General features: G+C 62.3%; 23 protein-coding genes. 13 read left to right on the top strand and 10 right to left on the bottom strand.

Going from position 1 to position 24,354, the window contains the following annotated elements:
* Positions 1 to 11: 11 nt before the first annotated feature.
* The 5 genes from nirB to AKL28_RS09305 form a co-directional block, all read right to left on the bottom strand.
* A complete protein-coding gene (gene nirB, locus AKL28_RS09325; RefSeq protein WP_050467926.1) occupies positions 12 to 2,585 on the bottom strand; it encodes a nitrite reductase large subunit NirB in 2,574 nt (857 codons plus the stop codon).
* 19 nt (positions 2,586 to 2,604) lie between these two features.
* Positions 2,605 to 3,912 (bottom strand): MFS transporter, encoded by a 1,308-nt coding sequence (locus AKL28_RS09320; protein ID WP_050467854.1) that lies wholly within the window; start codon positions 3,910 to 3,912, stop codon positions 2,605 to 2,607.
* A gap of 382 nt (positions 3,913 to 4,294) precedes the next feature.
* On the bottom strand, positions 4,295 to 4,612 hold the full coding sequence (locus tag AKL28_RS09315; RefSeq protein WP_050467925.1) for a YnfA family protein: 318 nt from the start codon (positions 4,610 to 4,612) through the stop codon (positions 4,295 to 4,297).
* Positions 4,613 to 4,651: 39 nt separating this feature from the next.
* Positions 4,652 to 5,143, bottom strand: a complete 492-nt coding sequence (locus AKL28_RS09310) for an MgtC/SapB family protein (protein ID WP_050467853.1) — start codon at positions 5,141 to 5,143, stop codon at positions 4,652 to 4,654.
* A 176-nt stretch (positions 5,144 to 5,319) separates the two neighbouring features.
* Positions 5,320 to 6,243 (bottom strand): LysR family transcriptional regulator, encoded by a 924-nt coding sequence (locus AKL28_RS09305; RefSeq protein WP_050467852.1) that lies wholly within the window; start codon positions 6,241 to 6,243, stop codon positions 5,320 to 5,322.
* A 211-nt stretch (positions 6,244 to 6,454) separates the two neighbouring features.
* Here AKL28_RS09305 and AKL28_RS09300 point away from each other — a divergent pair, with 211 nt between their 5' ends.
* From AKL28_RS09300 to AKL28_RS09260, 9 genes are all read left to right on the top strand, one after another.
* Positions 6,455 to 7,804, top strand: coding sequence for an MFS transporter (locus AKL28_RS09300; protein ID WP_050467851.1), 1,350 nt, complete (start codon positions 6,455 to 6,457; stop codon positions 7,802 to 7,804).
* Between the two features lie 40 nt (positions 7,805 to 7,844).
* A complete protein-coding gene (locus tag AKL28_RS09295) occupies positions 7,845 to 8,510 on the top strand; it encodes an RraA family protein (protein ID WP_050467850.1) in 666 nt (221 codons plus the stop codon).
* A 189-nt stretch (positions 8,511 to 8,699) separates the two neighbouring features.
* On the top strand, positions 8,700 to 9,857 hold the full coding sequence (locus AKL28_RS09290) for an alpha-hydroxy acid oxidase (RefSeq protein ID WP_050467849.1): 1,158 nt from the start codon (positions 8,700 to 8,702) through the stop codon (positions 9,855 to 9,857).
* An 89-nt stretch (positions 9,858 to 9,946) separates the two neighbouring features.
* The gene (locus AKL28_RS09285; RefSeq protein WP_050467848.1) at positions 9,947 to 10,846 is read left to right on the top strand and encodes a LysR family transcriptional regulator; all 900 of its coding nucleotides are present in this window, start codon (positions 9,947 to 9,949) and stop codon (positions 10,844 to 10,846) included.
* Between the two features lie 121 nt (positions 10,847 to 10,967).
* Positions 10,968 to 12,158, top strand: a complete 1,191-nt coding sequence (locus AKL28_RS09280) for a CaiB/BaiF CoA transferase family protein (RefSeq protein WP_050467847.1) — start codon at positions 10,968 to 10,970, stop codon at positions 12,156 to 12,158.
* 16 nt (positions 12,159 to 12,174) lie between these two features.
* A complete protein-coding gene (locus AKL28_RS09275) occupies positions 12,175 to 13,152 on the top strand; it encodes a hydroxymethylglutaryl-CoA lyase (protein ID WP_050467846.1) in 978 nt (325 codons plus the stop codon).
* On the top strand, positions 13,149 to 13,532 hold the full coding sequence (locus AKL28_RS09270) for a VOC family protein (protein ID WP_050467845.1): 384 nt from the start codon (positions 13,149 to 13,151) through the stop codon (positions 13,530 to 13,532). Before AKL28_RS09275 ends, AKL28_RS09270 begins: the two co-directional genes overlap by 4 nt.
* A gap of 50 nt (positions 13,533 to 13,582) precedes the next feature.
* Positions 13,583 to 14,605 carry an SMP-30/gluconolactonase/LRE family protein gene (locus AKL28_RS09265; RefSeq protein WP_050467844.1) on the top strand — a complete coding sequence of 341 codons (1,023 nt, stop codon included), beginning with the start codon at positions 13,583 to 13,585 and terminating at the stop codon, positions 14,603 to 14,605.
* 121 nt (positions 14,606 to 14,726) lie between these two features.
* Entirely contained in the window at positions 14,727 to 16,043 is a 1,317-nt protein-coding gene (locus AKL28_RS09260) for an MFS transporter (protein WP_050467843.1), read from the top strand.
* A 121-nt stretch (positions 16,044 to 16,164) separates the two neighbouring features.
* Here the strand turns inward: AKL28_RS09260 and AKL28_RS09255 are convergent, their stop codons facing one another.
* Entirely contained in the window at positions 16,165 to 16,368 is a 204-nt protein-coding gene (locus AKL28_RS09255) for a hypothetical protein (protein ID WP_050467924.1), read from the bottom strand.
* A 248-nt stretch (positions 16,369 to 16,616) separates the two neighbouring features.
* Between AKL28_RS09255 and AKL28_RS09250 the strand changes: the two genes are divergently transcribed.
* The 4 genes from AKL28_RS09250 (at position 16,617) to AKL28_RS09235 (ending at position 19,934) form a co-directional block, all read left to right on the top strand.
* A complete protein-coding gene (locus tag AKL28_RS09250) occupies positions 16,617 to 17,096 on the top strand; it encodes an SgcJ/EcaC family oxidoreductase (protein ID WP_050467842.1) in 480 nt (159 codons plus the stop codon).
* 196 nt (positions 17,097 to 17,292) lie between these two features.
* Positions 17,293 to 18,195, top strand: coding sequence for a transcriptional regulator GcvA (gene gcvA / locus AKL28_RS09245; protein ID WP_050467841.1), 903 nt, complete (start codon positions 17,293 to 17,295; stop codon positions 18,193 to 18,195).
* 86 nt (positions 18,196 to 18,281) lie between these two features.
* A complete protein-coding gene (locus AKL28_RS09240; protein ID WP_050467840.1) occupies positions 18,282 to 19,109 on the top strand; it encodes an EamA family transporter in 828 nt (275 codons plus the stop codon).
* 63 nt (positions 19,110 to 19,172) lie between these two features.
* A complete protein-coding gene (locus AKL28_RS09235; protein ID WP_050467839.1) occupies positions 19,173 to 19,934 on the top strand; it encodes an SDR family oxidoreductase in 762 nt (253 codons plus the stop codon).
* A gap of 191 nt (positions 19,935 to 20,125) precedes the next feature.
* Here AKL28_RS09235 and AKL28_RS09230 read toward each other — a convergent pair whose 3' ends face one another.
* From AKL28_RS09230 to AKL28_RS09215, 4 genes are read right to left on the bottom strand one after another with little or no spacing between them, the layout of a single operon-like run.
* Positions 20,126 to 21,319: an acetyl-CoA C-acyltransferase gene (locus AKL28_RS09230; RefSeq protein ID WP_050467838.1), complete on the bottom strand. Its 1,194-nt coding sequence runs from the start codon at positions 21,317 to 21,319 to the stop codon at positions 20,126 to 20,128.
* A 58-nt stretch (positions 21,320 to 21,377) separates the two neighbouring features.
* Positions 21,378 to 22,142 (bottom strand): SDR family NAD(P)-dependent oxidoreductase, encoded by a 765-nt coding sequence (locus tag AKL28_RS09225; protein WP_050467837.1) that lies wholly within the window; start codon positions 22,140 to 22,142, stop codon positions 21,378 to 21,380.
* A gap of 9 nt (positions 22,143 to 22,151) precedes the next feature.
* The gene (locus tag AKL28_RS09220) at positions 22,152 to 23,510 is read right to left on the bottom strand and encodes an MFS transporter (RefSeq protein ID WP_050467836.1); all 1,359 of its coding nucleotides are present in this window, start codon (positions 23,508 to 23,510) and stop codon (positions 22,152 to 22,154) included.
* 27 nt (positions 23,511 to 23,537) lie between these two features.
* Positions 23,538 to 24,263, bottom strand: a complete 726-nt coding sequence (locus AKL28_RS09215; protein WP_050467835.1) for a nitroreductase — start codon at positions 24,261 to 24,263, stop codon at positions 23,538 to 23,540.
* Positions 24,264 to 24,354 lie beyond the last annotated feature (91 nt).

The following is a 24,354-nucleotide window of genomic DNA, read 5'->3' as shown; positions in this document are numbered from 1 at the left end:
TTGCTGTTTGCTTAGGCCGGTTCGGCCACTACCGGGATATCCAGCAGCTTCTTTTCCGCCATCGTGGCCGGCCGGATCTGGCCGCGTTCCTCGACGAACTGGATGTTGCCGTCGGCGGCTTTGCTGTTGACGAAGTGGCGGAAGCGCTTGCGGGTTTCCGGATCGGTCACGGCCTTCTTCCATTCGCATTCGTAGGTGTCGACCACGTGCTGCATCTCGGTTTCCAGCTCGGCGGCGATGCCCAGCTTGTCGTCGATGACCACGCTCTTCAAGTAGTCGATGCCGCCTTCCAGGTTTTCGCGCCAGGTGCTGGTGCGTTGAAGGCGGTCGGCGGTGCGCACGTAGAACATCAGGAAGCGGTCGACGTAGCGCACCAGGGTTTCTTCATCGAGGTCGGAGGCGATCAGTTCGGCATGGCGCGGCTTCATGCCGCCGTTGCCGCATACGTACAGGTTCCAGCCTTTCTCGGTGGCGATGATGCCGACATCCTTGCCCTGGGCCTCGGCGCATTCGCGGGTACAGCCGGAGACGCCGAACTTGATCTTGTGCGGCGAGCGCAGGCCCTTGTAGCGGTTCTCCAGGCGCACCGCGAAGCCCACGCTGTCGCCCACGCCGTAGCGGCACCAGGTCGATCCCACGCAGGACTTCACCGTGCGCAGCGACTTGCCGTAGGCGTGCCCGGTCTCGAAGCCGGCGGCGATCAGTTCTTCCCAGATGTCGGGCAACTGGTCCACGCGCGCGCCGAACAGGTCCACGCGCTGGCCGCCGGTGATCTTGGTGTACAGGCCATACTTCTTGGCAATCTGGCCGACAGCGATCAGGCCATCGGGCGTCACCTCGCCGCCGGCCATGCGCGGCACCACCGAGTAGGTACCGTCCTTCTGGATGTTGCCGAGGAAGTAGTCGTTGGAGTCCTGCAGGCTGGCATGCTCCTTTTTCAGCACGAACTCGTTCCAGACCGATGCCAGCACACTGGCGGCAAGCGGCTTGCAGATGTCGCAGCCGAGTCCCTTGCCATGCTTTTCCAGCAGTTCATCGAAGCTCTGGACCTTGCCCACGCGCACCAGGTGGTAGATCTCCTGGCGCGAGTAGGGGAAGTGTTCGCAGACATGGTTGTTGACGGCCAGGCCTTGCTTCTTCATCTCGGCCTTCATCACCTGCGTCACCAGCGGTACGCAGCCACCGCAGGTGGCGCCGGCCTTGGTGCAGGCCTTCAGTTCGCCGATGGTGGTGGCGCCCGCGGCGACCGCCGCGCACAACTGGCCCTTGGAGACGTTGTTGCAAGAGCAGATCTGTGCCGACTCCGGTAGCGCATCCACGCCAAGGCCCGGCTTGGCCTTGCCGTCGGACTGCGGCAGGATCAGGAACTCCGGCGACTCCGGCAGTTCGATCTTGTTCAGCATCATCTGCAGCAGCGTGCCGTACTCGGCGGCGTCGCCCACCATCACCGCGCCCAGCAGGTGCTTGCCGGATTCGGAAACCACGATCTTCTTGTAGATCTGGCGGCGCTCGTCGGTGAACTGGAAGGAGCGGCTGCCGGCCTCCTTGCCGTGCGCATCGCCGATGCTGGCCACGTCCACGCCCATCAGTTTCAGCTTGGTGCTCATGTCGGCGCCGGTGAACTGCGGCAGTTCGGCCGTTTCATCTAGGTGCGACAGCAGGTGTTTGGCGGCGATGCGGGCCATGTCGTAGCCGGGCGCCACCAGGCCGAAGATGCGGCCATTCCACAGCGCGCACTCACCGATGGCGTAGACGCTCGGGTCGGAGGTCAGGCAACTGTTGTCGATCACCACGCCGCCGCGCTCGCCAACCGAGAGCCCGCAATCGCGCGCCAGTTCATCGCGCGGACGAATGCCGGCGGAGAACACGATCATGTCGGTTTCCAGGTGCGAGCCGTCCTCGAAGTTCATGCGGTGGGTGTGGGTCTTGCCGTCGACGATGTCGACCGTGTTCTTTTGCGTATGCGCGGTCACGCCCAGGTCGGCGATTTTCTGGCGCAGGATGCGGCCGCCGCTGTCGTCGACCTGCACCGCCATCAGGCGCGGCGCGAATTCGACCACGTGGGTATCCAGCTTCATGTCGCGTAGCGCCTTGGCACATTCCAGGCCCAGCAGGCCGCCGCCGATGACCACGCCGCTCTTGGAACGGTTGCCGCATTCCAGCATCGCTTCCAGGTCTTCGATGGTGCGGTAGACGAAGCAATCGCGGCGCTGGTTACCGGCCACCGTCGGCACAAAAGGGTAGGAGCCGGTCGCCAGGATCAGCTTGTCGTAGGCCAGCGTTTCTTCCGCGCCGTTGACATTGACCAGCACGGTCTTGGCCACGCAATCGATATGCTGGGCCTTGGCGTTGAGTTTGAGGTCGAACTGCACCGGGCTTTTGCCGTCGTCGAAGAAGCCCGGCGCCACCAGCGACAGGTCGTCGGCGCTCTTGCCGGCGAAGAATTCGGAGAGGTGGACACGGTCGTAGGCCGGGCGCGGCTCTTCGCACAGGATGGTGACCTTGAGGTTGGGTGTGCCGCTCTCGGCCAGGCATTCCAGGAACTTGTGGCCGACCATGCCGTGGCCGATGACGATGATGTTCATGCTCATGTTGGGTTGCTCCTCAGGCTGCTACCTTGTTGTCGGCCAGTACCGGGCCGTCGCTCTTGTCCGATGCCGTGAAGCGCACCGCCACCGCGCACAGCGCCGAGATGGTGACCAGCACACCCAGCATCGACAGCGTCTGTTGCGTATTGCCGATCCCTTTCATCAGGAAACCCGCGGCTACCGCACCGACGTTGCCGCCGGCGCCGATGATGCCGGCCACGCCGCCGAGTGCCTTGCGGTCGATGAAGGGCACCAGTGCATAGGTGGCGCCACAGGCCATGTGAGTGAACAGGCCGAAGCACAGCATCGCGACTATCGCGCCGGCGACGCTGCCGGAATGGGCGAACCACAGCAGGCCCAGGCCTTCGCCGAGCATCATCACGAACAGCAGCGTGGCGCGGCGATTGAGGCCGCCGGCGGCCGCCACCTTGTCCGAAATAAAGCCGCCCAGCGCGCGGGCGAACAGCGCCAGCAGGCCGAAGCTGGCAGCGGCCATGCCGGCCGCTTCGAATGACAGCTTGAAGTGGTCGACGTAATAGATGGCGGCGATGTTGTGGATGAATATCTCCACGCCGAAGCAGGCGCCGTAGGTGACGAACAGCATCCACACGCGGTAATTGCCGGCGGCGGTACGGAAGCTTGCCCAACCACCTTTCTTGCCGCTTTCGATGTTGACGCCGGTGGCACGCAGCTCGTCGAAATTGCCTTCCGGGCAATCCTGGGTGTAGCGCCAGTAGAGCGCGGCCATGATGAGCATGAGCACGCCCGGTACCAGCAGCGCCACGCGCCAGCCCCAGCCGTGCGAGACGCCCAGCATCATCAGCGCCGCCACCAGCAGCGGCATCACGGCCTGCGCCACGCCGCCGCCGGCATTGCCCCAGCCGGCGGTCGCCGCGTTGGCGGTGCCCACTACGTTGGGGGCGAACATCACCGAGGTGTGGTACTGCGTGATCACGAAGCTGGCGCCCACCGCGCCGATCAAGAGGCGGAAGAACAGGAAGCTTTCGTAGCTTTGCGAGAAGGCCACGCCGATGACCGGCACTGCGCCCGCCAGCAGCAGGCCGGTGTAGGCCTTGCGCGGCCCGAAGCGGTCGCACATCGGGCCGATCACCAGGCGCACCAGGATGGTCACGGCCACGGCGGCGATGTTGATGTTGGCGATCTGGCCGGCGCTGAGATTGAACTCGCCCTTGATTACCGGCATCAGCGGCGCGCAGGCGAACCAGGCAAAAAAGCAGACGAAGAAAGCCATCCAGGTCAGATGGAAGGCGCGCATCTGGGGCGTGCCCAGCGAAAACAACGCGATACGGTTTGCTTTGCTCATGTTTGGTCCCTAAAAGCAAAAAGGCGCCCGCTTAAGCCCGGGCACATTGCCTCGGGTCAAGCGGACGCCATTGTCCTTGTGCGCTGCAGATCCATCGTTAGACCAGCATCAGAAATTGGTGGGATCGCCTTTGATCCTGAGGGGGTTAATGCAAAGCCCGTGCCAGCGATCAAAATCGGCTGAAAAGCGCCGCCGGATGCGGTTTACAGAGCGAGGGGGAGGAAGAAGGTCGGGGACGCAGCAAAACGGATGGAGATGGATATGTATCATTCCATGATGTATTGCAGTGCATGCTGCGCGCAAATGGTGCGGTGCGCTGAATGGTTTTGGACAAGGCGAGCTCGGCTTTCGTGCGCGCTTGCCAGCCGGGCAGGCGCCCGGATCAGCGGGGCTGGAATGCAATGATCCCCATCCCCGCCAGCGCCACGGCCACGCCGGCCACGTCCCAGGCCGATGGGCGGATACCGTCAACCAGCCATAGCCAGGCAATCGCTGCCGCGATGTACATGCCGCCATAGGCGGCATACACGCGCCCGGAGGCTGCATCGTGCAAGGTCAGCAGCCACGCAAACAATGCCAGGCTGACTGCGGCCGGCAGCAGCAGCCATGCGGAACGGCCTTGCTGGAGCCAAAGGTAGGGGAGGTAGCAGCCGACGATTTCGGCCAGGGCGGTGAAAAGGTAGAGCAGCAGGGTTTTTATCACGGTTGTTTTTCTGTAGTCGTATTCAGTCTGTCGCCGTCAGTCATCATCGCGCAAATCGATGTCGTTGCGCTCGCTGTCGCTTTTCCTCATCCAGCGATGGTGGAGGGCGTTCTCGATTTTGCGTCCGGCTGTAAACAGCACCAGGATCAGTGCAGTCGTCATCAACGCCACTTTCCACCAGCCGATACCGCACACGATGCCCACCGCAGCCGTGACCCAGATCGAAGCCGCCGTGGTCAGTCCGCGCACTTTCTCGGTGGCCTTTTCATGAATGATCACGCCGGCGCCGAGAAAGCCGATGCCGGTGATCACGCCCTGGATCGCGCGGCTGGCCGCGTCGTGGCCATAGCCGTCGGCAGTGAGTGCGAAGTTCATGCTGGCCATGGTCGCCAGTGCCGAACCCAGCGCCACCAGGCCAAGCGTCTTGATGCCGCTGGGCTTGCCGCGCAGGTTATGGTCGACGCCGATGGCGCAGCCGATCAGCATGGCAATGAGCAGACGCAGGAAAATTTCGAAGTGGTCGCTCATGGTATCTGCCTGATGAATGTCAGTTAGTCAGTTAAATAAGTTGCGTAATTTTTTACGTGCATACAACAACAGCAAGGCACCTTCCGGCAGTGCCTTGCTGATTTTTGAGCATTCAGATTTTAGTGTCTTTTAACCTTGCCTTGGATTTATCTCTACTTAAGGGCGTATCGGGCGTCTCATTGCGAAACAGGCTCGTTACCCAGATACGGTTGCGTCATCTGCTCACCGAAGATCTGGCGGCATAGGGTGTCGACGATGGCGATGGAGCGGCTGGTGCCGGTGGTCGGCTGCTTGTGCGTGAGCCGGTAGCAGATGTATGGGGGAGGCGGGGCCGTCAGTTCACGGATCATGTAAGGCCCCTTGTCCAGCGCGGTGCGCGCCAGCCACAAGGGCACGATGGCCCACTGGCTGGGATGGTGCAGCATGGAAAGGATCAGGTGCCCGCTATCGAGCTTGATGCGCGACGGCGTCAGGGGATCCCACCACTGGTCGTGCCAGGCATCGAAACGGCGGCCCCAGGGAACGAACAGTTCGTGGTCCGCAGACAAGTCCTGCGGGCGTACCGTCTTGTCTTTCGCCGTTGCCTTGCCCGCCAGGCTCAGGACGACCATGGGGGAAGAGAAGAACACTTCCGCGTCGACGTTGGCCAGGCTGCGCTCGCGCAGGGTAAAGGCCAGATCCAGTTGTCGCTGGTCAATCTTTTCGTACATCTCGTCGGAGTGCAGCGTGCGGATTTCCATCTTCATCGACGGATGCTCGGCATGCAGCGCGCGGTACAGGCGCGGCAGCACGAACACGTTCAGGCTGTCTACTGCACCGATGGTCAGCGACAGCCGTGGGCCTTGCGAACCGAGGATTTTGGCTTCGCGCGAAATCAGGTTCCATTGCTCGGCCAGTGTCGCAAACTCTTCGCCGCTGGGTGTGAGCTTCACCTGCCGCATGCCTTTTCCTCGTTCGATCAGCTGCATGCCGAGTTCATCTTCCAGGGCCTTGATCCGCTTGCTGACCGTGGTTTGCGTCAGGTTGAGTTCTTCCGCGGCGGCGCTCAGGCTACCGCTGCGGATGATGGCGAGGAAGGTCTCGATGGCTTGTGAAAACATGGTTTCCGAAGGGATGGGCAGAGGGCGTTGATGGGAATAATAGTCTTTTTGCGACTATTTTATGGTCATATTTGTCATTTTACTGGCAAAAATATCCTATTTAGAATTCGCCAAAAGACGCGTGAGAGCCATTGCGGCAATCACAAGATACGCGCCCACCACACCAGCCATATCCGCGTGTGGCAACGATAATCACATTTGGAGATACCGGATGAACCAACCCTTGGCCGATGCCGCCGCATCCACTGCTTCGACGACTGCAAGGCCGACCCGTTTTCGCTGGGTCGTGGCGGGACTGATTTTCCTGATCTATACGATCGCCGCGGCCGACCGCGCCAACATCGGCGTGGCGCTGCCTTTCATCCGCAAGGAATTCGCGATGAGCAACACGGAGGCGGGCGCCTTGCTGAGCCTGTTCCTGTTCGCTTATGCGCTGGCGCAGTTGCCGTCGGGTTTTGCCACCAGCCGGTTCGGCGTGCGCCGCATCTTCTCGGGCGCGATGATCCTGACCTCGGTGTTTACCGGCATGATCGGCACCACCACCTCGATCCTCGGCCTGAAGATCTACCGCTTCGCCCTGGGGTTGGCGGAAGGCCCCCTGCCGGTGGGGATCGCCGCCACCATCAACAACTGGTTTCCGCCGCATGAAAAGGGTACGGCCAGCGGGATCTTCCTGTCCGCGGTGAAGTTCGGTCCGGTGATCGTGCCGCCGATCTGCGCGGTCATCATCGCCATGTGGGGCTGGCGCGAGATCTTCATCTTCTTCGCCGTGCCCGGCATCATTTTTTCCATCATCTGGTTTTTCCTGGTCACCAACCATCCTTCGCAAAGCAAGCATGTGTCGGCGGCGGAACTGGATTACATCACCGGTTCGGCCACCCCGGCGCAACAGTCGGCTGCTGCGGTGGCTGCCCATAAGGCCGCGCCCGCCTGGCTGGACAAGTTCGTGCGTGCCCGCAAGCTGGCTCCGCTGACCGACAGCAAGAGCGTGTTCCGCTCGTGGAACGTGCTGGGCTGCGCGCTGGGCTACTGCTTCCAGCTCGGCATTTCGAATGTGCTGCTGGCATGGATTCCGACATACCTGCTGAGCGTGAAGAAATTCTCGGTCATGAATATGGGCTTCGTCGCCGCCGCGCCCTGGGTGGGAGCGGTGATCGGCAATCTGCTGGGCGGCCTGGTATCCGACCGCCTGCTGGCCAAGCGCCGCAAGCCCGGCATGATGCTGTCGGCATTGGCCACGGCGGGCATGATGTATGCGCTGATCAATTCGCCGGCCGATCCGGTGGGCTATGGGCTGCTGCTGTTTGCGACCGGCGTGCTGCTGAGTTTCGGTTTTTCCGCTTACATGGCGTACCCGATGGGCGTGGCCGACAAGAAGACTTTTCCTATCGCCAGTTCCGTGGTCAACATGGGCGGCCAGATCGGCGGCGCCATCGCTCCGCTGGCGACCGGGATGCTGCTCGACAGCTATGGCTGGGACTACGTGTTCGCCTTCATGGCGATCGGCTCGCTGGCCAGTTTCGTGGTGCTGTTGACGATTGCCGAACCGGTCGATGCATGACCGCGAAGCATCTCTTCCGATTCACAACCTGAGGCCAACCATGAGCAACCCGTCTTTCCTCATCCATCCTGCGCCGGCCGTGGCCGAGGCTGGTGTCGTCGATGCCCTGCGCGGTATCGTGGTCTCGCACCTGAGCGATAACCTGCAGCGCCTGTCCGGTGTGACCGGCTTGCAGCGTATTCATCGTTCCACGAAACTGGTCGGCACGGCCTTCACGCTGAAGACGCGGCCGGGCGACAACCTGCTGATCTACAAGGCGCTGACGATGATGCAGCCGGGCCATGTGCTGGTGGTCGATGGCGGCGGCGAGGCCAGCAACGCGCTGGTCGGCGAGCTGATCATGCTCTACGCGCAGCAACGCGGTTGCGCCGGTTTTGTGATCGATGCCGCCGTGCGCGACACGGCAGCTTTTTATGCCGCCGACTTTCCCTGCTACGCACGCGCCACCAGCCATCGTGGCCCGTACAAGAACGGCCCCGGGCAGATCAATGTGCCGGTTTCCATCGATGGCCAGGTGGTTTGCCCGGGCGACCTGATCGTCGGCGATGAAGACGGCATCGTTAGTTTCCCGCAAGCCGGCGCCGCAGGGCTGATCGACGCCGCCCGCAAGACCGCCGACAACGAAGAGGCGATCAAGGCCGAGATCGCCAACGGCAAGGTTGAACAGGCGTGGCTCGACAAGGTGCTCAAGCCCTTCGGTCTTTAAACGCCGCCAACTCCATCAAGGAGGGCAGTTCCTGCCCTCCCGGTATTCCCCCAGCGTATCCCGGATGCCTGGGCCATACTTACGTATGGTCCGGAGGCAGGAACTCATTTCATCAATCGCCGGGAGATGCGTTCCTGAGCCTGTTCAAGGCCTCGGCCGGCACAATCAAAAACTATTCTGACGGAGAACATGTTGAGCAGATCGATGAAACGTTTCCTGTCGCTGCACGATTTCGAAAAGGCCGCCAAAGACCGGCTTCCCGTTCCGCTGTATGCCTATGTCTCGGGCGCGGTCGAAGACGAGCAGTCCATCAACGCCAACCGCAGCGCCTTCCGCCGCTATGCCTTCAGGCCGGATGTGCTGGTCAACGTCTCCCGGATCGATACATCGGTGACGCTGCTGGGCAAGCGCTACGTTTCTCCGGCCGGCATCGCACCGATGGGCTTGTCGTCGATGACCAGTTACCGCGGCGATGTCGCGATGGCCGTGGCGGCGCGCAAGGCCGGCGCCTTGTGCATCATGAGCGGGTCCTCGCTGATCCGGCTGGAAGAGGTCATGGACGCGGCCCCGGGCACCTGGTTCCAGGCGTACCTGCCCGGGCGGCAGGACCAGATCGATGCACTGATCGTCCGGGTTGCCGCAGCAGGCGTGGAAACCCTGGTGCTGACGGTCGATACCCCGGTCGCGGCCAATCGCGAGAACAATATCCGCGCCGGCTTCTCGACGCCGCTGCGTCCGAGCCTCTCGCTGGCATGGCAAGGCGTGTCGCATCCCCGCTGGCTGTTTGGCACCTTCATCAAGACGCTGCTGCGGCACGGCATGCCGCATTTCGAAAACAACTACGCCACGCGCGGCGCGCCCATCATGTCGTCCAATGTGCTGCGCGATTTCTCCGACCGTGGCCACCTGAACTGGACGCATGCTGCCGATGTGCGCAGGCAATGGAAGGGGCCGATGGTGATCAAGGGCATCCTCAACCCGGCCGACGCCAGGCGCGCCAGGGAAATGGGGGCGGACGCGGTCATCGTGTCCAACCACGGCGGACGCCAGCTGGATGGCAGCGTGGCGCCGCTGCTGGTGCTGCCGGAGATCGTCGAGGCCGCCGGCAGCATGCCGGTCATGATCGATAGCGGCGTGCGGCGCGGCACCGATGTCTTGAAGGCGTTGGCGCTGGGCGCCAAGGCCGCCTGGATCGGCCGCCCCTTCAACTATGCGGCCACCGTGGGCGGCGAGGCGGGGGTCAGCCATGCATTGAAGCTGATCCATGACGAGATCAGGCGCGACATGGGGCTGCTGGGCGTGACCAGCCTCGAGGCCATCAGGCGGGACCATCTTGCCGATGCATGATGTCGATACATGAGGCCGGTGCGCCAATGGCTGCCGCCGTATAATCCCCGGCATTTCCCCCCGTTGGTTTTCCTTTTTCCGGTGAACAGATGATCAACCCCGCGCACTTTGACCTTCAATCGTTGCGGATCTTCCTGCTGGTCGCGGATGCCGGCAGCCTGACCCGCGCGGCCGAGCGCGCACACATGACCTTGTCGGCGGTGAGCAAGCGCATCGCCGAGCTGGAAAAGAACATCGATTGCGAATTGCTGGTGCGCCTGCCGCGCGGCATCGAGCTTACGCCTGCGGGCGTGGGCTTGCTGGAGCATGCGCGGCGCGTGGTGGACCAGGTCAACCGCATGGCCGGTGAAATGGGAGATTACGCGGTAGGGGTGCGCGGGCATGTGCGGATGTGGGTCAATACGTCCGCGGTGGTGCAATTCCTGCCGCACGATCTCCCCGCTTTTTTGGCGGACAACCCGGGCGTGCATATCGGCCTGGAAGAAAAACTGAGCAGCGAGATCATCGAAGCCCTGGGGCACGGCCGTACCGATATCGGCGTGTTCGCCGACAACGTCCCGGCGCCGGGCATCGAGAAGCGGCCTTACCGCAGCGACCGGCTGGTGCTGCTGGTGCCGCGCGGGCACGCGCTGGACGGCCGCGATGAAGTGGCCTTCGTCGATACCCTGGAGTACGACTATGTGGGCCTCAACGAAGGCAGCTCGCTGCTGGCCAGGCTGGTCAATGCCGCCGTGGCGGCCGAGAGGACGCTGCGCATCCGCATCCAGGTGAGCAGCTTCGACGGCATCTGCCGCATGATCGAGGCCGGCCTGGGCATCGGTATCTTGCCGCTGGCGGCGGTGCGGCCGGAAATCCTCGGCACCCGCCTGAGCGCCATCAACCTGACCGATGGCTGGGCCAGCCGCAGGCTGTGGGTCGGCAAGTCGGCAGCCGCAGTGCAGCCGGAGGCGGCCCGGCTGTTCGACTTCCTCTCCGCGCAGCAGGCATAGCCGATACCGGCCGGCGCGGCCGATCCTTTCCATTCCGGAAAGGGTCTTTTACCAAATCGACATTTTCCATTGCGGCCGACAGGTCCAACATGCAGGCATGAATCACCATGTTGGAGTAGGCATGTCCAAACCGTTAGACGGCATCCGTGTGCTGGAGCTGGGGCAACTGATCGCCGGCCCGTTCGCGGCGAAGATGCTGGCCGAATTCGGCGCCGATGTCATCAAGGTCGAGCCGCCGGGCACCGGCGACCCGTTGCGCAAATGGCGCCTGATGCATGAAGGCACCTCGGTCTGGTGGGCCGCGCAGTCGCGCAACAAGCGCTCGCTGACGCTGGACCTGCGCCAGCCGCAGGCGCAGGAGGTGATCCGCAAACTGGTGCGCGAGACCGATGTGCTGGTCGAGAATTTCCGTCCCGGCATGCTGGAAGAGTGGGGGCTGGGCTGGGACGAGCTGCATGGCATCAACCCGCGCCTGGTGATGCTGCGCGTGTCCGGCTACGGCCAGACCGGCCCTTACCGCGACCGCCCCGGCTTTGGCGTCATCGGCGAGGCCATGGGCGGCCTGCGCCATCTCAGCGGCGAACCGGGACGCACGCCGGTGCGCGTGGGCGTGTCCATCGGCGACTCGCTGTCGGCGCTGCATGGGGTGATTGGCGTCCTGCTGGCGCTGCGCCAGCGCGACCAGCACGATGGGCAAGGGCAGATGATCGACGTCGCGCTCTACGAGTCGGTGTTCAACATGATGGAAAGCCTGTTGCCCGAGCATTCGGTCTTCGGCGCGGTGCGCCAGCCGGCCGGCAGCAGCCTGCCCGGTATTGCGCCCAGCAATGCCTACCGCTGCGCCGATGGCAAGTACGCGCTGATTGCCGGCAATGGCGACAGCATCTTCCGGCGCCTGATGGAAGCCATCGGCCGCAACGACCTGGCCGACGACCCGGCACTGGCGCATAACGATGGCCGCGTCAGGCAAGTGGCGCGCATCGATGCCGCCATCGGTGAATGGACTGCCCGCCATGGCCTGGATGATGTACTGGACGCGCTGAACCGGGCCCGCATCCCGTCCGGGAAGATTTACGACGTTGCCGATATCGCCGGCGATCCGCACTATCAGGCGCGCGGCATGCTGCTGGATGCGGAGCTGGACGATGGCACCCCGGTCAAGCTGCCGGGCGTGCTGCCCAAGCTCAGCGCCACGCCCGGCAGCGTGGAAAGCCCGGCGCCGCGCCTGGGCCAGCATACCGACGAGATCCTCGACGGCTTGGGCATTTCCGAAAGCACGCGTGCCGAATGGCGCGCGCGCAACATCATCTGACATCAGGAGCGGAGTAATGGCACAGCAACTGAACGGCGCCGCGCGCGGCAAGCGCATCTACATCCAGGAGGTCGCCACGCGCGACGGCTTCCAGAACGAATCCGCCTTCATCGAGACCGATGACAAGGTGGCGTTGATCGACCATCTCTCCGATTGCGGTTTCGCCAAAATCGAAGCCACTTCGTTCACATCGCCGCGCGCCATTCCCGCGTTGCGCGACGCCGAAGCCGTGATGCATCGCATCCGGCGCAAGGCGGGCGTGGTCTACACCGTGCTGGTGCCCAATGTGCGCGGCGCCGAACGCGCCTTGTCGTGCAATGTGGACGAGGTCAACCTGGTGATGTCGACCAGCGAGAACCACAACCGCGCCAACCTGCGCATGAGTCGCGAGCAGTCGTTCGCCCAGTTGAAAGACGTGGTCGCGGCGGTGCGCGGCACCGGCGTGGCGATCAACGTTTCCCTTTCCACCGTCTTCGGCTGCCCGATGGAGGGCGATATCGACGAGGCCGAAGTGCTGCGCTGGATGGCGCGTTTTGCCGAAATGGGGGTGAACGGCTTCACGCTGTGCGATACCACCGGCATGGCCTATCCCAGCCAGGTGGAACAGTTGTGCGGACATGCGCGCCATGTCTTCCCGCACATCGAACTCACGCTGCATTTCCACAATACCCGCGGCATGGCGCTGGCCAATGCGCTGGCGGCGATCGCGGCGGGCATCGACCGTTTCGATTCCTCGCTGGGCGGCCTGGGCGGATGCCCTTATGCGCCCGGCGCCACCGGCAATGTCTGTACCGAAGACCTGGTGCATATGCTGGAACTGATGGGTTACGACACCGGCATCGACTTGCCGGCATTGCTGCAGGCCGCCGGACGCCTGCCGAGGCTGGTCGGGCATGACGTGCCGAGCCAGGTGCTCAAGGCCGGACGCCGGCTGGACCTGCATGCGCGCCCGGCTTATCTGGACGAAGCCGAACGCAGCAAGGAGCTGGCATGAACCTGATCGATCATCTCGACCATCTGGTGCTGACCTGCGTGGACCCGGTGGCTACCGAACGTTTTTACGTCGATGTGCTGGGCATGCAACTGGAAACCTTTGGCGAGGGCCGCAAGGCTTTCCGCTTCGGCAACCAGAAGATCAACCTGCACGTGCGCGGCAAGGAGTTCGAACCGAAGGCGCACCTGCCGGCGCCGGGCGCGCTGGACTTGTGCTTCATGGCGGCGGTGCCGCTGGAACAAGTGATCGAACGCCTGCAGCAACGGCAATGGCCGATCATCGAAGGGCCGGTACTGCGTACCGGCGCCACGCAAAAAATACGCTCGGTCTATGTGCGCGATCCGGACCTGAACCTGATCGAGATATCGGAACCGGCATAAACAATCATGTCGCCCGGTGCGGGCGGCATCGTTCCATCTGGAGGAGACAAATGAAACCATCTTCGGCATATCCGTTGCCGCGGGACTATCGCCTCAATGTTGAAGACCTGAGAGTGGTGGCGCGCGGCATGCAGCGGCCCGAGTGCGTATTGGCGCTGGAAAACGGCGAGCTGCTGGCTTCGCATGGCGGCGGTGGCTATAGCCGCGTGCTGACCGACGGCAATGTGCGCCATGTGCTGCCGGCCGCAGGGCGGGGCGCGCAGGCGGGACGCGCTTATGTTCCCAACGGCATCGCACTGGCGCCGGATGGCCGCGTGCTGTTCGCCGACCTGGGCGCCGGGCAGGGTGGAATTTTCGCGCTGGCCGCCGACGGCGCATTGGAATATGCAGTGGAAAGCATCGAAGGCAAGCCGCTGCCGCCCAGCAATTACGTTACCGTCGATGCCGGCGGCACGTTGTGGCTGACGGTCAGCACACGCCGGCAGCCGCGCAGCGAAGCATGGACACCGACGGTGGCCGACGGCTTCATTGCCGTACTGGACAGTGATGGCGCGCGCATCGTCGCCGATGGCCTGGGCTATACCAATGAAATAGCGTTTTCTCCCGATGGCCGCTGGGTCTATGTGAATGAAACCTATGCACAGTGCGTTAGCCGTTTCGCGCTGCTGCCGGGGCCGGCGCTGGGGCCCAGGGAGGTCGTGGCGCGGCTGGGCGGCGCCAACCTGCCGGACGGCCTGACGTTCGATGCGCATGGCGGACTGTGGCTGACCTGCATCGCCAGCAACCGCCTGTTGGTGGTGCGCCCGGATGGCGAAGTGCAGACCGTGCTGGAAGATACCGATCCCGAACATGAAGCGCTGGTGGCGCAAGGCGTGCAAACCGGCACCCTGCAGCACGCCACCATGCAGACCGCCGGCCGCTCGCGGCTGGGCAACATGTCCAGCCTGGCTTTCGGCGGCAAGGACTTGCGCACGGCTTACCTGGGTTGCCTGCTGGACGATGCGATCCGCGCCTTCGACAGCCCGGTGCCTGGATTGCCGACTGCGCATTGGAGGCGAACCGTTTCAGGCTGAGCATCGAAGAGATAAAAGAAGAGGGCGCAGCGGTCGGCGCCCCGCATTTGCAATGCAAAAAAATGCCGCGCGACGGCAGCAACAACAAGAATAACCAAGACAAACAGGAGAAGGAGACATCATGTCCGACATCGAACGCAGCACCATGCGCAAGGTCATCCGGCGTTTCGCGCCGTTGCTGACCCTTTGCTTCATCGCGGCCTTTCTGGACCGCGTCAACGTCGGTTTCGCGGCCATCACCATGAACAAGGACCTGGGCCTCAGCTCGGCTGCCTTCGGGCTTGGGGCAGGGCTGTTTTTCCTCGGCTACTTCTTTTTTGAAGTGCCGTCCAACATGGCGCTGGAACGTTTTGGCGCGCGCCTGTGGATTGCGCGCATCATGCTGAGCTGGGGCATCCTGTCCGGTGCCACCGCCTTCGTGCAGGGGGAAACCAGTTTCTATATCGTGCGCGTCCTGTTGGGCATTGCCGAGGCAGGTTTCTTTCCCGGTGTGATTTTCTTCCTTACGCTGTGGCTGCCCAAGTCTTACCGCGCGGGCGTGGTGGGTTCCTTCATGGCGGCCATGCCGCTGGCCAGCGTGTTCGGCTCGCCGGTGTCGGGTTTGCTGATGTCGCTTGACGGCATGTTCGGCATGCATGGCTGGCAGCTGATGTTCCTGATCGAGGCGGCGCCGTCCATCGTGCTGGCTTTCGTCGTGCTGAAGGTACTGCGCGATTCGCCGGACGATGCGGAATGGCTGAGCGCGGCCGAGAAGCAGTGGCTCAAGGGCACGCTGGAGCAGGAACGCCGCGAACATCAGGTCGTGGTCAGCCATGGCCTGATGAACATCGTGCGCAGCCCGGTCATTTGGCTGCTGGCGGTGGCGTACTTTGGGGTGACCGGTTTCAACTACGGCATGAGCTTCTTCTTGCCGCAGATCGTCAAAGGCTTCGACCTGACGCTGGTACAGACCGGTTTCGTCAGCGCCTTGCCCTTCGTCGCCGGTGCGGTCGGCATGATCTGGTGGAGCAAGCGTTCCGACCGTTCGGGCGAGCGCCGCTTCCACACGCTGTTCCCGCTGGTGCTTGCCGTGATCGGGCTGGGCGGTTCGACGCTGGTGGCGGCTCCGGTGCTCAAGCTGGCCTTGCTGTGCCTGGCCAGCTTCGGTGTGTTTTCAGCGTTGCCGGTGTTCTGGACGCTGCCGCCAACCATCCTGGGCCCGGCGGCGCTGGCGGCTGGTATTGCGGCGATCAATTCGATCGGTAATTTGTCGGGCTTCGTCAATCCTTACGTGGTGGGCAAGATCAAGGACGCCACGGGGAGCTTTGGCGGCGGCTTGCAGGTGATTGCATTGTTTGGCGTGATCGCCATTGCGATTCTCTTCGTTGTCACAGGCCGCCATCAGCAACGCAAGGATCCGGTGGATGGCAGTGCCGCTACGGCAGGGCATCGCAGCTGAATCGTTGGTGCCGGGCCATGAAAAAAACCGCCGCTACGAATGGCATCGCAGCGGCGGTTTTTCTTGTCTTCACTTAACTTGACGGTATTGCGCGATCAAGCCTTCGTTCTGCTTTGCCAATTCAGCTTCTTGGCCGTGAAGAGGCTACCTTGGACTTGATCTCTTCATTTGCAGCGTCTTCTACGGATTGCCGGTACCGTGCGGCATTTTCACGATTGATCTGGTATTGCTCTTCTGCATGGTCATAGGCCAATTGCTCCGCAGGCGACCTGCCGCAGCCGCAGATTGCCACTGCACAGGCGGCTACGATCAGGAACTGGCGCATTTTTGTCTCCATCATATTTATTGCTTCTTGGAAAAGAATACTCCATTTGTTTCCAAGCGGCAAACATGGCTTGAGCCAAGTCCTTCAGCGTGCGGTTTCGAGCGATGCATTCGGTGTGGGAACTTGTCACTGTTTGGACGTTTGGGAATATCGCCGGGGTGAAATAATCTGGCGACGCTCAGTTAGTCGCAAGAGCGTACGTGCTAAAGAAAATCTCAAAAACCAAATCAGCATTGTCGGAGGAGAAAATGAACAAGTTCTTCTTGGTCTCAGGTGCGGTGCTCTTGCTCTTGTCGGGATGTGCATCAATGAACGGCGCGGAGCCGCCCATTGGCGAAGCGGCCTGCCACAAGACAGACGAGAAGGAAATCGCGGCATTGTTTGATCGCTGGAATGCCTCGCTGCAAACGAACGACCCTAAAGCGGTAGCGGCCAACTATGCGGAAGATGCCATCCTGCTGCCGACGGTATCGAGCAAGCCAAGGCTGACAACGGCCGAGCGCATCGATTACTTCGAGCACTTCCTGCAGAACAAACCGGTCGGCGCCATCGACATGCGCCGCATTTATATCGGTTGCAATACTGCAGTGGATGCCGGCCTATATACCTTCGCGCTGAAAGCAAGGTCGATCGATGTGCATGCGCGCTATACCTATACGTATCGCTGGGATGGCCGGCAATGGCTGATTACCAGCCACCACTCATCGGTGCTGCCGCCGTTGCCGTAACAGGCCGGCAGTCAGTTTTACAGATGCAGAAACGCCCGATGCATCGCATCGGGCGTTTTTATTTCAGGGCATTCTGCTGCCGTCGTTGAGAATAGACGCCCGGCATTTGGATCAATCATCACGGATGATCCAAGGTTGCTATTATGAGGTTTCATTCATATGACGCATCTGATCCAGCGTCCCCGGAGATAAGCCCATGAGAGACCTGCCGCCCACTGCCACGTTACGTGCCTTCGAAGTCGCTACCCGGCATGCCACTTTCACTTCCGCAGCGGACGAACTGCACGTCACCCAAAGCGCGGTCAGTCATCAGCTCAGGCATCTCGAGGAACTCTGGGGAGTGCAGCTGTTCCAGCGCGGCAAGTCGCTGACACTCACACCCGCAGGGGCGGCGCTGGCTCCGGTGGTGCGCGAATTCATCATGAAGCTTGAGGCGACGCTGGCCGACTTGCGCGAGCAAAAGGGACGCGTGCGGCTCAAGGTCAGTACCACCTATTCCTTCGCACTGAAGTGGCTGTTGCCGAGGCTGCCGGGCCTGGCCCGGCAGCATCCGGAAATCCTGGTCACGCTGGAGACCACTGACGCCGCCATCAACTTCACGCCGGCGGAACCCGATGTGGCGATCCGCTTCGGCACCGGGAATTACCCCAGCCTGTATTCCGAGTTCCTGTTCCGGGAGCAGATTTTCCCGGTGGCCAATCCGCCATTGCTGGAACGCCTGGGTATGCCGCGCAAGCCGGCCGACCTGCTGCGCTATCCGCTGCTGACGCGCGCCGGCGCGGACATGGTGCCGAAATGGGACCTGTGGTTCCAGCAGGCCGGCGTAGCCGTATCCGCCTTCAGGGAAAGCGTGCGCTTCGCCGACACCAACATGACCATCGAAGCTGCGTTGCTGGGGCAGGGCGTGGCGCTAGCGCGCAGCGGGCACGTAGAGAATGAACTCGCCGACGGCAGCCTGGTCAGGTTGTTCAACGTTCCGCTGCCATCGCCGCTGGCCTACTACTTCGTCTGCCCGAAAGGGATCGAGGCCCAGCCGCACGTTGTCGCCTTCCGTGAGTGGATCATGGCCGAATCCGTCAGGGCCGGGGAGGGCTACTGACCGTTGGCGCCTCGCATGAGTATTTGCTCATGCCTCGATGAGGAGACTTCGCTTTAGTCCTGGCGCAGGCATGCTTACCATGGCGCATGCCTTTTCACATTGTCTTACTCGTTCTCTTCGCAGCGTCGTTGCATGCCGGCTGGAATGCGCTGCTGCGCGCCGGTGAAGATCGACTGTGGTCGATGACCGTCATGTGCCTGGCGGTCGCCATCACCAGCACCATCGCTGCCTTGTTCCTTGCTCCTCCCGCCAGCGCCAGCTGGAGCTATGCCGCGCTCTCGGCCGTGCTGCACGTCGGCTACAACCTGTTTCTCGTGCGCAGTTACCGGTCCGGCGACCTCGGCCAAACCTATCCGATCGCGCGCGGTTGCTCCCCCATCCTGGTGACCATCGGGGCGTCTCTGTTCGCCGGCGAGAAGGTAGGGGCGGTCGCCATGCTGGGGATCGCGCTGGTGTCGGGCGGGATCATTTTCCTCGCGTTCAAAGGCCGCAAGCTCCAGGTTCCCAGTCTGCCGTATGCCTTGGGCACCGGCTGCTTCATCGCCGCCTACAGCGTGGCGGACGGCATCGGCGTACGCCTTTCGGGGGCGCCGATGGCCTATACCGCGTGGATGTCTGCGCTGTGGGGAATCCTGATGCCGGCGGTCTATGTAGGCCTGCGCGGGACTCGCAGCCTGTTCTCGGTCCGCCCTGGTTTCGGTACGGCCTTCGCCGGCGGCCTGGTGTCGCTGCTGGCCTACGGTATTGTCATCTACGCCATGTCCGGTGCGCCCATGGGGGCCGTATCGGCACTGCGCGAAACCAGCGTGCTGTTCGCGGCGCTGATCGGCTACCTGTTCCTGGGCGAATCCCTGAGCATTCCGCGGCTGCTGGCCTGCGCGGCGATCGCCACCGGCACCGTCATGATCGGCTAGCCATTTTGCCGCTCGGATCCGGATGGGGCATACGGTTTTATTTCACCAAACAAAGGCTCTGCAATGCATACCGATACACAAGCGCCGGTCATCCTCATCACCGGTGGCAGTCGCGGCATGGGCGCGGCAACCGCGCGGCTGGCTGCCATCCAGGGCTACGACGTGGCGCTGAGCTACGTCTCCAGCGCGTCTGCGGCCCAGGCGGTCGCAGCCGATGTGCGCAAGCTCGGGCGGCGCGCCCTGGCCATGCAGGCCGACAGCGCCGACCCGGTGCAGGTAGCACGGCTGTTCGATGCAATCGACGGCGAATTCGGCCGTATCGACGTGCTGGTCAACAACGCCGCCATTCTCGAGCGGCAGTCGCGGCTGGAAGACCTGGGCTTTGCGCGGATGCAGCGTGTCTTCGCGGTCAACGCGATCGGCCCCATCCTGTGTGCGCAGCAAGCGGTCAGGCGCATGGCCTATCGCCACAACGGGCGTGGGGGCGTGGTGATCAACATCTCGTCGGCGTCCGCCCGGCTCGGCAGTCCGAACGAATACGTCGACTATGCGGCTTCCAAGGGCGCACTGGAGACCTTCACCACCGGATTCGCCAAGGAAGTGGCGCGCGAAGGGATACGCGTGAATTGCATCCGCCCCGGGCACATCTACACCGAGATGCACGCGAGCGGCGGCGAGCCGGGCAGGGTAGATCGCGTCAAGGATTCAATTCCTATGGGCCGGGGCGGCCAGCCGGAAGAGGTTGCCCGCGCCGTCCTGTGGCTGGCGAGCGCGGAGGCCTCCTTCATCACTGGTACTTTCCTCGATGTTACCGGCGGCAAGTGATGGATTGCCGTACGTTCTGCCGATTTGAAGATGCCTGCTTCTGGCGGAGGGGGCAGCCAGTGGGCTGAATCGCCCGCGGTTTTATAGACACATCCAGACCCTGCAGTTCGGTTTGACGAAGGCGGCGCCATTAATGACGCCGGCCTTTCCGCAGGTCTCAATCGGCATGCATGTGTATTCCATGAAGTGGCTCACAGCATTTCCAGTGCCAGCGCAGTCGCTTCGCCACCTCCAATACAAAGGCTGGCGACGCCTTTCTTCCCGCCCGTTTTCCTGAGCGCCCCCAGGAGGGTGACCAGGATGCGTGCGCCGGAAGCGCCGATGGGATGCCCCAAGGCACAGGCGCCGCCGTGGATGTTGACCTTTTCCAGATCGAGCCCCAAGTCGCAGGCGGCGGCCATGGGCACGACGGCAAAGGCTTCGTTGATTTCGAACAGGTCGATGTCGTCCACCGCCAGCCCTGTTTTCTGGAACAACTTCCTGATGGCGCCGACGGGCGCCGAGGGGAATTTCTCGGGAGCGCCGGCATAAGCGACGTGGCCCAGGATACGCGCAATCGGCGTCAATCCCAGTTTTTGCGCGGTCGATTCCCGGGTCAGCACCAGGGCTGCGGCGCCATCGGAGATGGAGGACGAATTGGCTGCCGTGACCGTCCCGCCAGCCTTGAACGCCGGCTTGAGGGTAGGGACGCGCTCCAGATTCACGGAAAATGGCCCTTCGTCTTTATCGACGACCGTCGTGCCCTTTTTGCCCTGGATGGTGACCGGCGCCATTTCCCAGTCGAAACTGCCGTCCAGGCTGGCGTTCTTGGCGCGCAAGGTGGAGCGGATGGCATACGCGTCCTGGTCTTCGCGGGAGAACCGATAGTCCGCAGCGCATTCTTCGGCAAAGGTGCCCATGAGGCGGCCGCGGTTCTCATCCGAGTACGCATCTTCCAACCCATCGAGGAACATGTGGTCCAGCAGCTTGTCATGGCCAAGCCGGTAGCCGCGACGGGCTTTCGGCAGGAGATACGGGGCATTCGTCATCGACTCCATGCCGCCGGCGACAACCACGGAAGATGAGCCCGCCAGGATGCTGTCGTGGCCGAACATCACTGCCAGCATTCCCGATCCGCAGACCTTGTGGATGGTCGAGCAGGTGGCACTCTCGGGCAGTCCGGAGCGCAGGGCGGCCTGGCGCGCCGGCGCCTGGCCCAATCCGGCCTGCAGCACGCATCCCATCAAGACTTGCTCGACTGATTCAGGCTGGATGCCGGCACGGGCGACTGCCGCTTCGATGGCATAGCCGCCGAGCTGCGGGGCGGTCAGGTCAGCGAATGCTCCTTGAAGGCCGCCCATCGGCGTCCTGGCTGCGGAAACAATGACGACTGGGTCGTACGACATTTGTATCTCCTGTTGAGTGGAACTTTTATGGGAATGGATAACGAGGCGGCAGATAATTTTACTTGGCTGCCATGCGCAGCGCACCGTCCATGCGAATGACTTCCCCATTCAGATAGCGGTTTTCCAGAATGTGGTTTACCAGTGAGGCAAATTCGGATGGTTTGCCCAGGCGCGGCGGGAACGGAACCATCTTCCCCAGAGATGAAAGAACCTCGGGCGGCATCTCCAGCATCATCGGTGTTTCGATGATGCCGGGGGCAATGGTCATTATCCGGATGCCGTACCGCGCCAGCTCGCGCGCCAGCGGCAAGGTCATCGCGACAACGCCGCCTTTGGACGCAGCATAGGCCGCTTGTCCAACCTGGCCATCAAAGGCGGCAATCGAAGCGGTATTGATGATGACGCCGCGTTCACCGCTCTCATCGGGCTCGCCGCCGCTGATGGCCTCAACCGCCAGTCGAACCATATTGAACGTGCCGATGAGGTTGATGTTCACCGCGCGGATAAAGCTATCCAGTCGGTGAACACCTTCCTTGCCCAATACCTTCTCGGCTGGTGCAATGCCTGCGCAGTTGATAAGGCCTGCGACGTTCCCCATGGACTTGGCCACGGAGAAGGCTTCCAGCGCGCTGCTTTCGTTCGTGACATCTGTTTGGACGAACTTCGCATGGCCGCCCAGTGCCGCTTCTGCTTTGGCGCCCGCCACCGGATTCACGTCTGCCAGCACGACCTTGCCGCCTGCGGCGACAATTGCCCGGGCCGCAGCAGACCCCAATCCGGATGCGCCACCGGTCACGACATACACACCAGCCTTGATACCCATTGCAACTCCTTAAGTCTTATATGAAACGTTTTGTGCCTGTGGGGGCGGCGTTGCGACCGACCGGTCTCCGGACAGGTTATGGTTGATGAGCATCACTGCCACGGCGCCAACCAGGCCGGCGACGGCGATGCCAAAGAAGTTCTGTTCGAGAGGCAGTTGCAAGGCAACCAGGGCGCCAATCAAGACCGGCGCGATGATGGCGCCCAGGCGGCCGACACCGGATGCGAAGCCGACGCCGGTGGAGCGGATGGCTACCGGATAGAACTCGCCGGCGTAGGCATAGGCAAGGAGCTGGGTTCCCAGGGTCGATGCGCCAACGATGAAGACCACCACGAACAGCAGCCAGGTTTCCTTGGTGAAGCCCATCAATGTCAGGGACACGGCGCCGACGATGTAGAAGGCAACGAGCACATGCTTGATGTTGAACTTGTCGCCCAGCCAGCCGCCTCCGACGGCGCCGACCATGGCGCCGAAGTTGAAGACCAGGACGAAGTTCAATGCCGAACCCAGGCTGTAGCCGGCCATGGCCATGAGCTTGGTGAGCCAGGAACTCAGGGAGTAGACCATGAACAGGCCAGTGAAATAGGCCACCCAAATCATCAGGGTGCTGAAGCCGCGGCCGTTGGCGAACAGCATCCTGACCGGGGCGTTGGCGACGCGCTCTGCCATCGGCAGCACGAACTCTTCGTTGCCGCTCAAGCGAAGGCTGGGGTCGATTTTCCTGGCGATCTTTGCCAGCTCGCCCTGGAGGCCCTTACGGTGCAACGTCGCCATGGATTCAGGCATGGTCTTCAGGATGAAGGGGATCAGGAGAACAGGCAGGCCAGCCACAAAGAAAACGGATTGCCAGCCATATGCCTCAATCAGCTGTTTTCCGGTCAGTGCGACCAGAACCCCGCCTACGGAATAGCCCGCGAACACAAGGGTGACGAGACGCGCCCGGACTTTCACCGGAGAAAACTCTCCCATCTGCGCAGTCACTACCGGCAGCACGCCTCCAATGCCCAGGCCCGCCAGGAAGCGAAGCACGCTGAAGGTAATCGGGTCGTGGGCGAGGCCGGCGGCCGCAGTGAAGGCGCTGAAAGTGCCCACACCGACAGCCAGCATGAGCGGACGGCCGATCTTGTCGGCCAGGGTGCCGAAGAACATGGCACCGAACATCATGCCGAACAGTGCGGAGCTCGCCATGAATCCCGCCTTTGATGCATCCACGCCCATTTCCTTCATGATGGATGGAAGGGCGGCGCCGACCACGGCAAGGTCGTAGCCATCAAGGACGAGAATCAACACGCCCCAGAAAAGTATCAAGCGGTGGAACTTATTAAATTTGGCCCCGTTGGCCAACTTGATCACGTCGATTTGTTGCATGTCGTCCTCCTTGTTTTATTGTGGGTACTACTTGCTATAGAACTTCGCGAATGAAGCAACTCCGTCACGTTTGGTGACCAGCGTGTTTTCGATTTTTTCGGGATCCGCATGGCCGAGGCTCATTCCGACCACGAACTTTTCATCGGGGGCGAAGCCGAGCTCGGCGGCAATAATCTTGTGGTACTTCATGAATGCGGCTTGGGGGCAGGTGCTCAAGCCGTGCGCCCGCGCGGCCACCATGATGTTTTGCATGAACATGCCGTAATCCAGTAGGCTTCCTTGCTGCATCACCCTGTCGATGGTGAAGAGCAGGCCCACCGGGGCGCCGAAAAACGAATAGTTCCGCCCGTGCTGCGCATGCATTCGCGCCTTGTCGCCTTTTTCGATGCCAAGCAGGCCATAGAGATTCCAGCCGACATCGCGGCGCCTATCGATGTACGGGGACCTCCATTCGGTTGGGTAGTATTCCCATTCGTCCTGGTGCTGCGCTGCCAATGCTGGGTTGTCATCGACTTCGCGGATGGCGGAGCACAGCCGGTCTTTTGCGCTGCCTGTGACTACATGCACCCGCCATGGCTGCAGATTCACCCCGGTGGCTGCAAACCGGGCGACATCGAGAATCTCCTCGATCTTTTCCCTGGGTACTTCGGTTGGAAGAAAGGCGCGCACACTGCGTCTTGTTGCAATGGCCCATTCAACCGCCTCGCGCAGCATGTCCTCATTCATTACCGGGGGAAGTCCCTCACGGTTCATCTTCGTCTCCTTGTTTTTATGTCGCCGATGGGTATCGGTTTAGTGCCGGAGATTAGTAGCGATGAGGGATATGTGCTGTCCTGTTCAAGAC

Origin of the sequence: Herbaspirillum chlorophenolicum, from assembly GCF_001189955.1 — a bacterium.
GTDB classification, from domain to species: Bacteria; Pseudomonadota; Gammaproteobacteria; order Burkholderiales; family Burkholderiaceae_D; genus Herbaspirillum; species Herbaspirillum chlorophenolicum.
This window is presented reverse-complemented; position numbering and strand designations above follow the sequence as displayed.

Excerpts from the sequence above, each read along its gene's own strand:
- AKL28_RS09320 (WP_050467854.1), bottom strand. The coding sequence starts at position 3,912 with ATGAGCAAAGCAAACCGTATCGCGTTGTTTTCGCTGGGCACGCCCCAG.
- AKL28_RS09290 (WP_050467849.1), top strand. The coding sequence starts at position 8,700 with ATGTTGAGCAGATCGATGAAACGTTTCCTGTCGCTGCACGATTTCGAA.
- gcvA (WP_050467841.1), top strand. The coding sequence starts at position 17,293 with ATGAGAGACCTGCCGCCCACTGCCACGTTACGTGCCTTCGAAGTCGCT.
- AKL28_RS09270 (WP_050467845.1), top strand. The coding sequence starts at position 13,149 with ATGAACCTGATCGATCATCTCGACCATCTGGTGCTGACCTGCGTGGAC.
- AKL28_RS09295 (WP_050467850.1), top strand. The coding sequence starts at position 7,845 with ATGAGCAACCCGTCTTTCCTCATCCATCCTGCGCCGGCCGTGGCCGAG.
- AKL28_RS09240 (WP_050467840.1), top strand. The coding sequence starts at position 18,282 with ATGCCTTTTCACATTGTCTTACTCGTTCTCTTCGCAGCGTCGTTGCAT.
- AKL28_RS09300 (WP_050467851.1), top strand. The coding sequence starts at position 6,455 with ATGAACCAACCCTTGGCCGATGCCGCCGCATCCACTGCTTCGACGACT.
- AKL28_RS09275 (WP_050467846.1), top strand. The coding sequence starts at position 12,175 with ATGGCACAGCAACTGAACGGCGCCGCGCGCGGCAAGCGCATCTACATC.
- AKL28_RS09220 (WP_050467836.1), bottom strand. The coding sequence starts at position 23,510 with ATGCAACAAATCGACGTGATCAAGTTGGCCAACGGGGCCAAATTTAAT.
- AKL28_RS09255 (WP_050467924.1), bottom strand. The coding sequence starts at position 16,368 with ATGCGCCAGTTCCTGATCGTAGCCGCCTGTGCAGTGGCAATCTGCGGC.
- AKL28_RS09230 (WP_050467838.1), bottom strand. The coding sequence starts at position 21,319 with ATGTCGTACGACCCAGTCGTCATTGTTTCCGCAGCCAGGACGCCGATG.
- AKL28_RS09285 (WP_050467848.1), top strand. The coding sequence starts at position 9,947 with ATGATCAACCCCGCGCACTTTGACCTTCAATCGTTGCGGATCTTCCTG.
- nirB (WP_050467926.1), bottom strand. The coding sequence starts at position 2,585 with ATGAACATCATCGTCATCGGCCACGGCATGGTCGGCCACAAGTTCCTG.
- AKL28_RS09310 (WP_050467853.1), bottom strand. The coding sequence starts at position 5,143 with ATGAGCGACCACTTCGAAATTTTCCTGCGTCTGCTCATTGCCATGCTG.
- AKL28_RS09235 (WP_050467839.1), top strand. The coding sequence starts at position 19,173 with ATGCATACCGATACACAAGCGCCGGTCATCCTCATCACCGGTGGCAGT.
- AKL28_RS09215 (WP_050467835.1), bottom strand. The coding sequence starts at position 24,263 with ATGAACCGTGAGGGACTTCCCCCGGTAATGAATGAGGACATGCTGCGC.
- AKL28_RS09250 (WP_050467842.1), top strand. The coding sequence starts at position 16,617 with ATGAACAAGTTCTTCTTGGTCTCAGGTGCGGTGCTCTTGCTCTTGTCG.
- AKL28_RS09265 (WP_050467844.1), top strand. The coding sequence starts at position 13,583 with ATGAAACCATCTTCGGCATATCCGTTGCCGCGGGACTATCGCCTCAAT.
- AKL28_RS09305 (WP_050467852.1), bottom strand. The coding sequence starts at position 6,243 with ATGTTTTCACAAGCCATCGAGACCTTCCTCGCCATCATCCGCAGCGGT.
- AKL28_RS09260 (WP_050467843.1), top strand. The coding sequence starts at position 14,727 with ATGTCCGACATCGAACGCAGCACCATGCGCAAGGTCATCCGGCGTTTC.
- AKL28_RS09225 (WP_050467837.1), bottom strand. The coding sequence starts at position 22,142 with ATGGGTATCAAGGCTGGTGTGTATGTCGTGACCGGTGGCGCATCCGGA.
- AKL28_RS09280 (WP_050467847.1), top strand. The coding sequence starts at position 10,968 with ATGTCCAAACCGTTAGACGGCATCCGTGTGCTGGAGCTGGGGCAACTG.